This is a genomic window from Prosthecobacter sp. GW821-HT29F12, assembly GCF_058803405.1.
Genome location: NZ_CM179517.1, coordinates 2112280 through 2126460, shown reverse-complemented (window position 1 = coordinate 2126460; position 14181 = coordinate 2112280). Strand labels below are relative to the sequence as shown.

The window sequence follows — 14181 nt, the reverse complement described above, 5'->3', positions numbered from 1 at the left end:
AAGGTTTTAGATGAGTTCGCGGCGTTCGACCTGAAGGCTTTGCTGACGGGTGCGGCGCAGGTGAAAGCGCTCCTGGGTGGGGGGCAGGGTTTCGCTGCCGCCGTGCTCCACGACCACCGTGACGTATTGCGGATGCACGGACAATTCGAGAAATCGCAGCACGGGGGTGCCGCGCGTGCGGAAGAAGCAGTGCAGGGGAATGTGCGGATGCGCAGCGTTCCACAGCCAGCGCGCTGGTGAAAAACGCTCCTCATCCATCAGGGCGCAGAGGATCTCACGCATCACCATCTCGCCATGCTTGCGCGACCACTTCCAGGCCTCCCGGCGGTTCATGAGTTCATTGAACTTGGCCACAAGCGGGTTGGCATGCGCCTGCTCCATCTCCTGAATGATCTCACCGGTATGCACCGCCATGGCGGTGCGGAATTCCTCCCGTGTGATTTGGCCGCTGTCGAACCAGCGGAACAGCTGCTGCGGCGTGGGGACTGGATCGAGTGGAAGCATGGCGAATCGCCTAAGTTTGGCGCGTTCGCGGGCGTTCGCAAATTCACTCTTGGTCCCGGGCCCCTATTCCTTGATATTCTGCGGGATGTCCAAAATGCGCAGCAGATTGTGATACCGGTCGGTCCAGAGCCGGACGTCCTGCTTCAGTTCGGTCTCATTCCCAAGCAACTCCGCTGGCGTGGCCTTGAGAAAGGCCTCGTTACGGGTCACCAGGATGTAGTCGGTCGAGTCATGGTCGCCATCGGCCTCGGTGGCAATGCGGACGGTTTTGAAGCCGACCGCTGCGGCGATCTTTTCGATCACCGGCGCCAGCACGAGATAACTGTTGGTGATGTGCACGGCAATGATGCCGTCCGGCTTCATGTGGCGGTCATAGATGGTGAAGGCCTCCTGGGTCAGCAGGTGCACCGGTACGGAGTCACCGCTGAAGGCGTCGAGCAGCAGGACATCAAACTGCTGCGATGGCTCGCGGTCGAGCGCCAGACGCGCATCGGAAACGACGATCTCCACCTTGGCTCCGCGCTTTCGGGCATCCGCGAGGTAGAAGAACCATTTCTCCGCGATGCGCACCACATCGGGATTGATGTCATAGAAGCGGAAAGTCTGCCCGCTTTTGGCATAGCAGGAGACGGTGCCTGCGCCCATGCCCACCACGCCGACGCGCGCGTCCGGGCGGTCCTTGAGGCTGTCGAGCGCCTTGCCGATGCCGGTCTGGTGGCCGTAGTAGGTCGTGGGTTCCTCACGGATCGACGCAGCGAGATTCTGCATGCCGTGGATGATGCCCCCGTTGGTGAGCTGGCGGTATTGCAAGGTCTCGCCGCCGCTTTGGTAATCATCCTCCGAGACCGAGAGCATGCCGTAGAAATTGCGCACACGTTCCACCTTTTTGTCATTCTTGAAACCGAGGTCGGTCATGGTGAGCAGGACGAGGGTGAAGAGCATGCCGAGCATGGTGATGGAGATCAGCGCAGGCCGCATGAAGCCGCGCCGGATGGTGCGGAAGACGAGCACGGCCAGACAAAGTCCGATGCCCGCCAGCGTGCTATAGATCACCTCTGGCGGCGGCATGAGGTCGATCTTCAGCTGCTTCTGCACCTCCGCCTGGGTGAGAATGCCGTGATGAATCAGCATCCAGGCCACCCCGCAGGTCACGGCCGTGATGGTCAAAGCGAGCAGCCATTCCCACACATGTTTGACCCTCAGCACCGAGCGCAGCAAAATGTAGCACGCGAGGGCGGCCACCACGATGAGGCTGATCGGCCACTCCGCAAAGGAGGTGAACAGGTGAGGTGCACCCAGGCTCACGAACAATCCGCCCAGCGCGCCGCCGAAGGACATGAGGAGATAAAATTCCGTGAGCCGGCGCGGGGCGGGTTTCAGGCGCGTGAGTTCGCCATGGCAGAGCATGCAGGCGATGAACATGGAGCTGAAGGACCAGCCCAGCTCCCAGATGAAATTCGGCGTGAGGTCAATGCTGGCCAGGTGGAACTTCTGCCCGGTCAGCCGGTTCAGCAGGGGCTCCACGTGGTTGTGCATCATCAATTCGAAATCGATCCAATATGATTGTCCCTGAAGGCGGCTTTCCGTGCAGGTGAGAAACAAAACAGGCAGCGCCAGCAGCGCCCACAGTGCGCAGATGCGCGCATACCAGCGCTCATGCTCAAAGCAGATGATGAAAGTGAGCAGGTAGAGGCTCAGCGGCACGACCCACAGGAAGGGGATCACCGCCACGTCCTGGCAGACGTGATTCGTTGCGGAAAGCAGCACACAGCTGGCCAGTGCGGGCAGCAGCACCCACTGGACTCTCTTCAGCCAGCCGGGGTGATCGGCGGCCGTGTCAATCACCACCGTGGGTTTGGCTTCTGCCTCGATGGCGTGATTGCGGTCCAGCCAGATGCCTGCCAGGGAGAGCACCACAAAGGCGCCGAAGCCCACCGCCCAGAGCGTCGTCTGCTCCACCACATCCCAGTGGACTTCAAAGAACAAAGGGTAGCTCAGCAGCGCCGCGAGCGAGCCGATGTTGGAAAGCGCATACAGCCGCCACGGACTGGCGCCATTTGTGGTGCGAGTGAACCACACCTGCACCAGCGGACTCGTGCTGGAGAGCACGAAGTAGGGCAGCCCCACACTGACAAAAAGCAGCAGCAAAATGCGCAGTGCGGGGTCTTCAGTTCCCGTCGGCTTCCACATCTCATTCGGAGCGATGGGCAGCATGGCGATCGCCATGCCCAGCAGCAGGCCATGGACAATGCCCTGCCAGCGCCGTGGCAGAAGCGTCAGCGTGTGCGCATAGGCATAGCCGGCAAACAACACCACCTGGAAAAACAGCATGCACGTCGTCCACACACCCGGGCTGCCGCCGAACCATGGCAGGATGAATTTGCTGATGATCGGCTGCACCTGAAACAGGAGAAAGGCGCTCAGCAGGCTCAGTGCCGCGAGGATGATACCGGGGACGGCACGGGAAGGGGTGGCGGACATGGGAGAAAGGGCGTGAGGCTGGCATATCACGCTGTTTGTGGGAAGATAAAAGTAAGGACATTGTGCAGAGCCGCTGGCAATCCACGCCTATCGCGACATCATGCCGCATGCCGCAACCGCCTCGCCGCCCCTTCCGTCCTCGTCCCTCACCGCCCCGTGAGCCGGGCAGCCGCGAACAGGATGACCGCCCGCAGGGAGGTCGCGAGCATGGCGATCGTCCGCAGGGGAATGGTGAGCCAAGCAACCGTCCGCAAGGAAACCGCGAATTCGGCAATCGTCCGCAGGGCAATCGTGAGCCATTCAAACGTCCGCAGGGCAATCGTGCCCAGCGCAAACTTGAGAAGAGCAATCGTGCTCAGGGCGGCCACGCACACGGCACCTCCTGGGAAAAATCCGCCGACTGGTACGACGGCATCATTGGCGAGCGCGGCTCAGAGCTTTATCAGGCCGTCGTCATTCCCGGTGCGCTCAGTCTTCTCGCACCCAAGCGCGGTGAGCGGGTGCTCGATCTCGGCTGCGGGCAGGGTGTGTTTTCACGCGCACTCGCACAGGCGGGTTGTCAGGTCACCGGTGTGGACGCCGCTCCCACGCTGATCCAAAAAGCGCGCACCTACCCCGTGAAGCCGCCGGTGCGTTACCTTGCGCGCGATGCCGCGCAGATCGAGGATCTCGGCGAATTTGATGCCGCCTCCGCCATCCTCTGCGTGCAAAACATGGAGCACCTGGATGTCGTCAGCGCTGCCGCCGCCAAAGTCCTCAAGCCCGGCGGCCGCATGCTCTGGGTCGTCAATCATCCCGCCTTCCGCATCCCGCGTCAGACGAGCTGGGGCAATGATGAAGCCACCAAGATCCAATACCGCCGCATCGATGCCTACAGCAGCACCCTGAGCATCCCCATCATCATGCACCCCGGCAGGCCCGACAGCGAGACCACCACCTCCTTCCACCGCAGCCTGCAAACTCTCACCGGCACCGGCTTCGGCGCGGGCTTGCGGCTTGCCGGCATTGAAGAATGGTACTCCCACAAAGAGAGCCAGCCCGGCCCGCGGGCTAAAGCTGAGAACCGTGCGCGGAAGGAGTTTCCGTTGTTTCTGGCGCTGCTGTGGGAGAAGCGGTGAGCGGATTGTTGAACCCGCGCCCGTTCAGTAAACCAGCACTTCGTCTTTCTCCGCCTTGGGCTGCGCCTGCTTCCAGCGGTACACGATGGGATGCACGGTGCGGTTGTCCCCGAAAAAGTCACTGATGAAGGGCGGTGCGAAAACGGTGAAACCGAACTGGCGGTAGATGGGAAGCAGATGCGTTTCCGTCTTGGCGATGAGGTATTCGGCCTTCCATCGCTGGGCGATTTCATTGACGCCAAGACAGAGCCTGAGGAGATAGACGCCGGCGCTGCCGTCTTTGGCGCATACTCGGGAGGATTCCAAACCGAGGCCCTGGGTGGGCAGTGTCAGCCCCTGTGCCTTGGACTCAAGAAAAAGTTCGAAAGGCTGGATTTCATCGCTGCGGAGGATGCGGGCCATTGCCAGAATATCCTCGTTCTTGTCGCACAGGGCAAAGTGATGGGCCAGCGGGTCAAAATCATCCAAGACCCGGAGCAGAGTGCCTTTATAAGCGTCGCGGCGAAACCGCTCGATCAGTTGTTTATGGTTGTTGAATGACAGCTCACGAAGCATCGAATGCAAAAAATGAGTATGGTTGGCCGCAGGGGGGTGCCGTGGGGGGGGCTGCGCTGCAAAATCACGCGATATTCTGGGTGCTGTCAACGGACTCAGAGACACGCATCGCGCGAACTTGCTTGTCGTATGAATGAAGGTTTACACCAGCCTCACATATCTTCTTCCCGGCAGCGCTCTGATCAACCGCTTCATCTCCAGCCGCATCAGTGTCGCTGAAACAGTTGCGGTGGTCAGGCCGGAGGTGGTGGTGATATCGTTGATGTGGGCTTCGTCAGTGCTGATGGCTTTGTAGAGGATCTCCTCTTCCAGCGTCAGCGTGACGACCGGGCGGGACTCTTCGACCTTCGGCGCTTTGGGCGCGGTGGGGAAGAGGGTCATCAGATCATCCAGCACATCGGCGCCATCCATGATGAGCTTGGCACCCTGCTGAATGAGGCGGTTGCAACCGGCGGAGGTCGGCTTGTCGATGGGACCGGGCACGGCATACACGGTGCGCCCCTGCTCGGTGGCCTGCTGCGCTGTAATGAGGGAGCCGCTGCGCAGCGGGGCCTCCACGACAATCAAGCCGCAGCACCAGCCCGCGACGATGCGGTTGCGGTAGGGAAAGGTTTGTTTGTCGGCCACGCGATCCACCGGATACTCGCTGATCACCGCGCCGTTTTGCGCGATGCGTTCGGCCAGCGCCATGTTTTCCGGCGGATACAATTTGCCGATGCCGGAGCCGATGACGGCGACCGTGCGGCCTTTGGCTGCGAGTGCCGCTTCATGCGCTGCGGTGTCGATGCCGCGAGCAAGTCCGCTCACCACGGTGTAACCCGCATAGGCGATCTGGAAGCTGAGCTTCTTGGTGGTGCTCAGACCGTAGTGCGTGGCATGGCGGCTGCCCACGACGCCGAGGGCGTTGTGATCCCGCTTGGTGAGTTCACCCCAGACGGTGAGGACGAGGGGCGGGTTGTAGATTTCGCGCAGCAGCGGCGGGTAGAGCTCATCTTCCTGAGTGAGCAGGGTGAGATCGCGCTCCTTGACCTTCTTGAGCTCGCCTTCGAGATCGACCTGCGCTTCCCATCCGGCGATGCTCTCCGCTTGATTGAGTCCGAAACCTTCGATCTGGAGGATGTCGCTGCTCTTGGCGCTGAGAATGCGCTCAGGGCTGCCGAAGTGCTGCAGCAGTTTGCGGACACGCACAGGACCCACCTGTGGGAGCAGGTTCAGTACAAGCCAGGCCTCGGTGCGGGTCATTGCACGCTCAGGCTCAGGCGGCAGAGGCGGTGGCTTCGCCGTTTTTCGCGGCAGCAGCGGCGGATTCGGGCAGGGCGACGTTCGTTTGCGCGGAGCCGGAACCGATCAGTTTGCGGAAGATCTTCGAAGGGAAGGACTGGCCCTTCTCCTCGTTTTCAAGCTGGCCCAGAGCCGCCGATTTGGCCATCTCCCATGCCGGGGCGAATCCGGGGGCGCTGATGACCATCTGCTTCTCGGCGCGGGCCAGGATTTCCAGCTCGCGCTGCATCTTGTTGTCAGGGCGTTCGTTGAGGCGGGCGATCTGCATGCGCAGGTTTTCGTTTTCCTGCTTCAGCGCGGCGCGCTCCTTGTTGATGTCCTGGCTCTGCTTGGAATCGAGGTCCAGTTTGTCGCTGAGCATGTTTTTGTAGCGTTTGAGTTCGCGCTTGGTCTTCCAGTGGCCCCAGAGGGACTGGACGAGGAAAATACCGCAGAGCACGACGCCGTAGATGAAAGTGTTCTGGGGGGATAGGAGGTCTTTAAACATAACTGGCGAAAACTAACTCATGCCCCGGCGTGTGCAACCGGGCAAAGCACCCCAAACAGGCCATTCCTGCCTCACTTTGTGGATGAAGCCGGATGTTTGGCAAAAATGGGGGGGGGAAGAAAAAGGTGGGTTGGGTTATTTATACCCGGATAAAAATAGCCTTTGATTTTTATCCGGGTAATATTAATAGTGACCCATATGACCGAACCATTGCTCAATCACTCATTCACCACCTTTGACGGCCTCCGACGCATAGCAGAGGGGGCATTGCGCACGAACGCTCTGGCGCTCAAGAATGCGCTCGAAAGTGGCTCACCTGGACCGATCCTGATTTTTGACGATGCTACGGGGCGCACCGTCGAGGTGGACACCCGGGGGACGGAGGAGGAGGTCTGCGCCCGCCTGACTGCGCTCTTCCCATCGCAGGAACAACCTGCTGCTGAAACGCCTGCACTTGAGCCTGCAACTCCCCGGGGGCGGGGACGGCCCAAGCTGGGGGTGGTGCCGCGAGAGATCACGCTGCTCCCAAGGCATTGGGAGTGGCTGGATACGCAACCCGGCGGCGCGTCCGTGGCTCTGAGAAAACTGGTCGAGGAAGCCCGGCGCCAGAGCAGCGAAAAAGACCAGATGCGTAGAGCTATCGAGCGGGCCTACCAGTTCATGGTCACCCTTGGCGGCGATCTTCCAGGCTTTGAGGAGGCTTCACGCGCGCTCTTTGCCAATGACTTGCGGAAGCTGAAAACCCTCCTCTCCACCTGGCCCCGGGACGTAGGCGATCATGTGCTGCGGCTTGCCCAAGCTAAACAGGGAGGCTCAGAGCCATGATGGCCGCCCCGGCATCCGCACCTTATCTCGCACCGACGCAGCAGTCGGGTCGTGAGTTCATCAGGAGAGGCATGCAAGGCGAGGTCATCATGCTGAACCTGCTGCGCTTTCGTGAAACAGCCGACTACTCCGCAGCTCCTGAGCTGGCCCCCGACACCCCCATCCGTGGTGCGGAGGCTTTTGACCGCTACATTCGCCATACCCTGCCTTTTCTACACCAAAGCGGGGGAGATCTCCTTTTCCTCGGTGCGGGTGGCTCGTTCCTCATCGGCCCTGAGCATGAGAGGTGGGATCTGGTCATGCTGGTGCGCCAGAGCAGTGCGGAGGCGTTTCTGGCCTTTGCGGAAAATAAAGACTGCATGGCCGGCCTCGGTCACCGGACCGCTGCGGTTGAAGATTCCCGTCTGCTGCCCTTGAGTCAGATCAGCAGCTTTGACGGCAGCATCAACTAAATGCCAGGCATTATTTTGATGCACCAACGGTGTCCAAAGCACGGAGAGCAAAAAGCCCGAAGGAAGGTGGCTGCGCGGCCATCGTGGGGCCGCTGACGAGTTGCTTTTTTCGGCACGTGCCGGGGATTGAGTGCCACCTCACCAGAGGCTCCAAGGGCACGCCAACAGCTCAAAATATCGCTGCAATCAGTTGACTTCAGCGGGGTGCGAAATTTTTGTTTTTATGCCCACCTCACTTGCGGACGCCCCGCTCTCCGCGCGCTTTTTCACCCCGCTGCTCGACCTCCTCGCCACTTGCGCAAACCGGCGGCACTGCCCCGAACTCCCTGACTCCGACTGGCTGCGTCTCGGCGTCGAGCGCTGTCTCCAGCCGCAGACCAGCGGCCGCGGCTTTTTGCAAACCCTCGCCGCTCTGGCCGCGCCCTGCCGTCCGGAGAACTCGCACTTTTTTGAGTCGCTCAAAAGCCAGCGGCGTCTGGCGCTGTGCGCCGAGATCAACGCCCGCCTCTGCGCCCACGCACGCACCGTGCTGCCCGATGCGCTCGCCGCCTTCCCCTCGCTCAACAAGTTCGACGTGCATGCCGGTGACGGCCACTTCCACGCCCATGCCGCGCACGATCCCACCGACAGCAAGGGCGTGCGCCTCGCCGTGGGCCATCTCTACAGCCGCAACCTGCGCAGCGGCTGCCTGCGCCACCTCACCGTCAACGACCAGCAGGCGCGCAGAAAGGAGCACGACATGCGCGGGCTCAAGCGCCTGGAGATCGCCACCCTGCGCCAGGGCGCGCCCAAGGGCCGCAAGGTGCTCTACATCTGGGACCGCGCAGGCATCGACTTCAAGCAGTGGCACAAGTGGCAGCAGGGCAGTGGCATCTACATGCTCAGCCGCACCAAGACCAACCTGAGGCTCCTGCCCTGCGGCAACCTGCCCTTTGACAGGACCGATGAGATCAACGCCGGCGTGCTGCGCGACGAACTCGTGGGCACCGCCACCAGCGGGCTGATGGTGCGGCGCATCACCTTCCATGACGTGGTCGCAGACCGGCACTTTGAGTTCCTCACCAACGTGCTGGAGAGCGCCGTGCCGCCCGGCGTGCTGGCGCAGCTCTACCGCATGCGCTGGGAGATCGAGAAGAGTTTTGACGAGGTGAAGAACAAGCTCGGCGAGAAGAAGGCCTGGGCCACCAGTGCGACGGCCAAGAGCATGCAGGCGCAGTTCATCTGCCTGAGCGTGAACCTGCTGCAGCTGCTCGAACATGAACTCGGAGAACAAGGCATCCGCAACGAGCCTGAGGAGAAGCGCCGCACGGCAAGGCTGAAGCAGGCGGTCGAGGTCGCCGCCAAGGCCCAAGCGGTGCTGCCCAAAACGCTGCGGTTGATGCAGCGGATCACGCAGCACAGCGTCAAGTTCATCCGCTGGGTAGCAGCCCAGCTCTGGAACTCCATCCCCTGGCAGCAAGCCTGTGCTGTCCTCATCGCCCTCTACGCCAAGTTATGAAGCGCGAGCTTTGGACACCGTTGTGATGCACGTCGATTAACTGACTGAAAGTTAATTGATTGAATCGCATCTAGTCTGCCAAGATTGGCGCGTGAAACAGCATCGGCACGGCGACTGCCTGACATGAAGTGAAAGCTCCAGCCCACATTGGATAGCCGTTGTTGCAGCGGTCTGTTCTGGTGCGAACCAGAGTTTCAGGATCCCAACTCGGTGCCGCAATTCGGACAGGCCACCCAGCCTTGCTGAATGCCGTAGCCGCAGCGGGAACAATCCGCGACGACACGCATGGACTGCGACGGATCAAATTTGGTCTCCGGCACTGGTTCGCGAAGCAGTTCTTGAGACCACGGGGTGCTTTTCCAATAGACCCCATGCCAGATGTTGCATTTGCAGGTCGCGCTCACGAGTTTGCCTGAAGGGAGCGCCAGGGTCACTTCATAAAACGTGTCGTTCCTATCCCCGCCGCCATGGAAGGGCAGCCATTTGATGCTGATGAGCTTCGCCTTCAGCTTGTACACCTCAGTCCGGATGGAGGACTTGTGCGCCCCCATGGCCAGCCAATGGCAGAAAATGACGATGGCGATCACCGGAATGATCAGCCAACCCGAATCGTGGGACGAAGTTTGGGCGAGGTGCACGAGGGGGATGGTATGGTGAATTCCATGGGCGTCGATTCCAGATTAGAGCCGTATTCGCACTCAGCGGTCAGGTCCTGAAAAGCTGGGACCCTGTTGGGAGGGAGCGAAATTTGGCGCTCATGGATGTCTGGTTGCATCCCGCGGCGGCTTCGCCTAGATGCGGGGTAGATCAACCATGCCCCACGCCCTTCTTCTCAAATTTCCTGGAACCAATTGCGATGCCGAAACCGCTCGTGCCTTGGAGGCGGCGGGTTTTACAGCGGAGGTGCTGCCGGTGGCCCTGCTGGAAGCCAGCTCACTCGACAAAGCGCAGATGATCGTGTTCTCCGGCGGCTTCAGCTACGGTGACTATGTGATGTCCGGCCGCATCGCCCAGCTCATCACGAAATCGAAGCTCGGCGACCAGTTGAAAACCTTCGTGGACAAGGGCGGCTATGCTCTGGGCATCTGCAACGGCTTCCAAATTCTGACCCAGCTCGATCTTCTGCCGAAGGGCAGCCTGATCCATAACACCAGCGGCAAGTTCATCTGCCGCTGGGTGGGGCTGAAAAAGACCAAGGGCAAGGCCAGCCCGTATCTGAGCAAGCTGCCCGAGAATTTCGAACTGCCCGTGGCCCATGCGGAAGGCCGTCTCGTCACCGAAGGCGATGCCGCCGCCGGCTATGTGAAGTCCGGCCACGCTGCGCTGCTTTATGCCACCAATGTGAACGGCTCCACGAATGCCATCGCCGGACTGCAGGATGACACGGGCCGTGTGTTTGGCCTGATGCCGCACCCGGAACGCTTCATCTTCAAGAGCCAGCATTACGATCCAGATTGGAACGGCGACACCCAGTACGGCTGGGGACATTATCTGTTCCAGTCGGCCCGTGAGGCGCTGAACTAAGCCCCTTGGGCTAGGGAATAGACTGGATTTATATCCAGTATTTATGGTTAATCTGTTCTGATTCGAATGTTTTCGTTTGTGTTAATATGGTATTTATATAAAATACATATTAATTACTTAGATTCATGAAATCAGACTCATCGTCGGCCTCTTCTCATCCTAACGTTCGCACGACTCAGCTGGCTCTGGCCCTGATTCTCATGCTCTCCGGCTTTTGTTCGCTGGTGTATCAGACGGTGTGGCTGCGTGAGTTCCGGCTCGTGTTTGGCGGGGCAGCCCCGGCAGCTGCTGCTGTCATGGCGGTATTCATGGGGGGACTGGGATTTGGCGGCAAACTGTTCGGCTCCTGGGTGGAGCGCGTGGGGCGGCCGTTTCGGTTTTATGCCAGGCTTGAGGTGGGCATCGCCATCGCGGCGGTGGCTTCTCCCACGCTGCTTGGTCTGGCACGTTCGCTGTATTTGAAGACGGGAGGCACCGCAGGAATGGGCCTCGCTCCGGCGACCTGCCTGCAACTGCTCATGACCGCACTGGTGCTGGGCGTGCCGTGCTTCCTGATGGGGGGCACCTTGCCAGCGGCGATGAAGTTTGCCCAGCGCGATGACGATCCGCGACGTTCGACCACCGCTTTTTTCTACGGCATCAACATCGCCGGGGCGGTGAGCGGGGCGCTCCTGAGCACTTTCTGGCTGCTGCCCACGCTGGGAAACAAAGGGGCGCTGACCATCGCTGTTCTTGCGAATCTCGGCATCGCCCTCGCTGCGGGTGCCATCTCGATGGTACAGGAAAAAGAGCCACGGCAACCTGCACCGGTGGACGAAACACTGCCTGAGGAAAAAGTGGGTGCAAAAGCACCGGCTGCCTTTGTGCTGGCTGCCGCCTTCATGAGCGGCTTCACCTTTTTCGTGGCCGAGCTGGTGTGGTACCGCATCTCCACGCCGCTGCTCGGTGGATCGGTCTATGGGTTTGGTCTTGTACTCTGCGTGGTGCTGGCCGGCATGGGCATCGGCGGGCTGCTTTATGCGCTGATTTTGAAAAAGGCAGAGCCAAGCATCGCAGGCTTCACCATCGTCTCGGCCCTGCAGGCGCTGGCCATTTTGCTGCCCTTCGCGCTGGGGGATCGCATCGCGCATCTGGCGCTGATTTTGAATGACAGCCTGCGCGGAGTGGGCCTTGGTGAAATGGCCATGGGCTGGGCGGTCGTCATGGGCACGCTGGCATTCCTGCCTTCGCTGCTCAGCGGCATCCAGTTTCCGCTGCTCGTGTCCTTGCTTGGCCGTGGCAATGCGGGGGTGGGGCAGCAGCTTGGGCGTGCCTATCTCTGGAACACCTTCGGCTCCATCACCGGATCGTTGCTCGGCGGTTTCCTGCTGGTGCCGCTGCTCGGGCTGAAAGGTTGCTGGCTGCTCGCCGCGCTGCTGGTGGCTGCCATGTCCGCCGCCTCGCTGTGGCTGCAGCTGCGCCGCCGGGAAGGGGATGCTGGCAGCTTTGCCGACCGCTTCACTTGGAATGGCCGCATGGCGCTCGCGGCGCTCTTTGTCTGCGGATTTTTCGCCTTTGGCACCACAGGGCCCACGGCGGTGTGGATGCACACGCCCATCGGCTACGGCCGTGTCTCACGGGAGGAGTACCGCTCGGCGCTCGGTCTGGAAACCTGGCAGCGCAATGCGCGGCGTTCTCTGGTGCAGGCTTATGATGGCCGGGAGACAAGCGTCGCTGTCGTCGGCGGCATGCAGTATTCGTTTTTGACCAATGGCAAGAGTGATGGTTCCGCCGTGGGCGATGCCGCCACGCAGGTCATGCTCGGCATCACGGGGGCTATTTTGCATCCGAATCCGCAAAACGCCTGCGTCGTGGGTCTCGGCACAGGCACCACAGCAGGCTGGCTGGCGGATGTTCCTGGCATGCAGCGTGTGGATGTCCTCGAACTCGAGGAGGAAATCCGCAAAGTCGCGAAATTTTTCGATCCCGTGAGCCGCAACGCGATGCAGAACCCGCGCATCAACAACATCACTGGAGACGCACGGGAGTTTCTCCTGACCAAGGGAGAGAACTACGACCTCATCGTCTCCGAGCCCTCCAATCCCTGCCGTGCAGGCGTGGCCAATCTCTACACACGCGAGTTCTACGAGAACGCCAGCCAGCGACTGACGCGCAATGGCATCTTCTGCCAGTGGCTGCAGGGGTACGAAGTCGAGCCCGGCACCATCACCACCGTCATCAGCACGCTGCGGAAGGTTTTCCCGAAAGTCGAGGTCTGGGCCACGCAGAGCGTGGACATGCTGCTGATCTGCTCGAATGACGAGGCGCCCTGGCAGCTCGAATCCCTGCGCAAGCGTGTCAAACTGGAGCCGATGGCCGAGGCGCTGCGCCGCTTCTGGAAAACGGACAGCGCTGAAGGTTTCCTGACCGGATGCCTCGCCAACAGCGAGTATTGCACAGCACTGGCGGCTTCCTCCAAAGCGGTGAACACCGATGACATGAACCGCCTCGAGTTCAGCTTTGCCCGCAGTGTGGCCAAGCAAACGAACTGCTCGTTCGATCTCGCTCGCGCCGCCACGCGTGCAGGCTGTTATCTGCCCAAGGTCGATGCGGCCATCGACATGCCACGCTACCTTGCAGAGCGTGTCCACATGCCGGGCCGTTTGTGGGAGTCCGCCTCCGCCGATGTGCTTTCCGCTGATACACCTGCGGAGGTCCGTGGACGTGTGGATTCTTTGAAGATGTTCTGGAAGCAGAATTATGCCGGCTACCTGGCCGCCCCCATGCCTGCGGCACCCGTGCTGGCAGACCGCGTCCTTCAGGCCTTTGCCAAGGCGCACACCGGGGCGCCAGATGCGTTTGCAGCCATTGATGCCATTGAAACGCTCTCCGCTGCGGACGCCCACTTTTTGAAGGCCATCGCCAGTCACGTACGGAAGCAGTCGGCCGAGGTGCTTGTCCACATTGAACAGGGGCTCGACAGTCTCATGACCTCGCCGTGGTGCCGCATTCCTCTGGTGGGTGAGGCGGTGACCCTCCTCGGCGAACTCGCCCGCTCCAAAGCTGTGGTGCAGGATCCGCGCTTCCTCGTGATCTTTGACAAGCTGGGCCGTGACTATCCCGTGCATGTCGCACGCACCACCCTGCTGGGCATGCGCTGTGAGATGGCCATGCACCTGAAGGTTCCGCAGCAACTCGCCGCCATTGAAAGCCTGGGCCTGCCTTATCCCTGGCATGGCCGTTCGCTGGCCCTGCGCGTCAGCGCCTACATGCAGGCAAATGATCCACGGCTGGAAATGGCCATGGCAGACATGAACCGCTTTCTGGATCAAGGCGGCACCATCGGCGGTGAAGCCCCTCCCTTTGTCGTTCAGGTGAAGCGGCCCGTGCCCGCTGTCGCGCCGGTGCAGCCGATGGTGATCGGGTCCCAGGCTGGCGAGTGATTTTTCGCGAGCGTGAGATCGTGGCAATTTCATG

General features: G+C 60.9%; 12 protein-coding genes. 6 read left to right on the top strand and 6 right to left on the bottom strand.

Going from position 1 to position 14181, the window contains the following annotated elements:
* Positions 1-6: 6 nt before the first annotated feature.
* Both AC3RLQ_RS08675 and AC3RLQ_RS08670 read right to left on the bottom strand, forming a co-directional pair.
* On the bottom strand, positions 7-504 hold the full coding sequence (locus AC3RLQ_RS08675; RefSeq protein ID WP_493036218.1) for a hypothetical protein: 498 nt from the start codon (positions 502-504) through the stop codon (positions 7-9).
* A 63-nt stretch (positions 505-567) separates the two neighbouring features.
* Complete coding sequence (locus tag AC3RLQ_RS08670) at positions 568-2985, bottom strand: spermidine synthase (RefSeq protein ID WP_493036216.1); 2418 nt, start codon at positions 2983-2985, stop codon at positions 568-570.
* A 107-nt stretch (positions 2986-3092) separates the two neighbouring features.
* On the opposite strand from AC3RLQ_RS08670, the gene AC3RLQ_RS08665 reads away from it, so the two are divergent.
* Positions 3093-4103, top strand: a complete 1011-nt coding sequence (locus AC3RLQ_RS08665; RefSeq protein WP_493036214.1) for a class I SAM-dependent methyltransferase — start codon at positions 3093-3095, stop codon at positions 4101-4103.
* A 24-nt stretch (positions 4104-4127) separates the two neighbouring features.
* Here AC3RLQ_RS08665 and AC3RLQ_RS08660 read toward each other — a convergent pair whose 3' ends face one another.
* The 3 genes from AC3RLQ_RS08660 to AC3RLQ_RS08650 form a co-directional block, all read right to left on the bottom strand.
* Positions 4128-4658: a GNAT family N-acyltransferase gene (locus AC3RLQ_RS08660; RefSeq protein ID WP_493036212.1), complete on the bottom strand. Its 531-nt coding sequence runs from the start codon at positions 4656-4658 to the stop codon at positions 4128-4130.
* A 141-nt stretch (positions 4659-4799) separates the two neighbouring features.
* Positions 4800-5900 (bottom strand): DNA-processing protein DprA, encoded by a 1101-nt coding sequence (dprA, locus tag AC3RLQ_RS08655; protein WP_493036210.1) that lies wholly within the window; start codon positions 5898-5900, stop codon positions 4800-4802.
* Between the two features lie 13 nt (positions 5901-5913).
* Positions 5914-6426, bottom strand: a complete 513-nt coding sequence (locus AC3RLQ_RS08650) for a hypothetical protein (RefSeq protein WP_422320261.1) — start codon at positions 6424-6426, stop codon at positions 5914-5916.
* Positions 6427-6624: 198 nt separating this feature from the next.
* Here AC3RLQ_RS08650 and AC3RLQ_RS08645 point away from each other — a divergent pair, with 198 nt between their 5' ends.
* The 3 genes from AC3RLQ_RS08645 (at position 6625) to AC3RLQ_RS08635 (ending at position 9201) form a co-directional block, all read left to right on the top strand.
* Positions 6625-7251 carry a DUF2239 family protein gene (locus tag AC3RLQ_RS08645; protein WP_493036208.1) on the top strand — a complete coding sequence of 209 codons (627 nt, stop codon included), beginning with the start codon at positions 6625-6627 and terminating at the stop codon, positions 7249-7251.
* Positions 7251-7703 carry a DUF1330 domain-containing protein gene (locus AC3RLQ_RS08640; protein ID WP_493038833.1) on the top strand — a complete coding sequence of 151 codons (453 nt, stop codon included), beginning with the start codon at positions 7251-7253 and terminating at the stop codon, positions 7701-7703. The genes AC3RLQ_RS08645 and AC3RLQ_RS08640 overlap by 1 nt, the downstream gene beginning before the upstream one ends.
* A 223-nt stretch (positions 7704-7926) precedes the next feature.
* On the top strand, positions 7927-9201 hold the full coding sequence (locus AC3RLQ_RS08635; RefSeq protein ID WP_493034340.1) for a transposase: 1275 nt from the start codon (positions 7927-7929) through the stop codon (positions 9199-9201).
* Positions 9202-9395: 194 nt separating this feature from the next.
* Here AC3RLQ_RS08635 and AC3RLQ_RS08630 read toward each other — a convergent pair whose 3' ends face one another.
* Complete coding sequence (locus AC3RLQ_RS08630; protein WP_493036206.1) at positions 9396-9839, bottom strand: zinc-ribbon domain-containing protein; 444 nt, start codon at positions 9837-9839, stop codon at positions 9396-9398.
* A gap of 175 nt (positions 9840-10014) precedes the next feature.
* On the opposite strand from AC3RLQ_RS08630, the gene purQ reads away from it, so the two are divergent.
* Both purQ and AC3RLQ_RS08620 read left to right on the top strand, forming a co-directional pair.
* Entirely contained in the window at positions 10015-10725 is a 711-nt protein-coding gene (gene purQ, locus AC3RLQ_RS08625; RefSeq protein WP_397385460.1) for a phosphoribosylformylglycinamidine synthase I, read from the top strand.
* A 125-nt stretch (positions 10726-10850) separates the two neighbouring features.
* Positions 10851-14147, top strand: coding sequence for a spermidine synthase (locus tag AC3RLQ_RS08620; protein ID WP_493036204.1), 3297 nt, complete (start codon positions 10851-10853; stop codon positions 14145-14147).
* Positions 14148-14181: the final 34 nt, after the last annotated feature.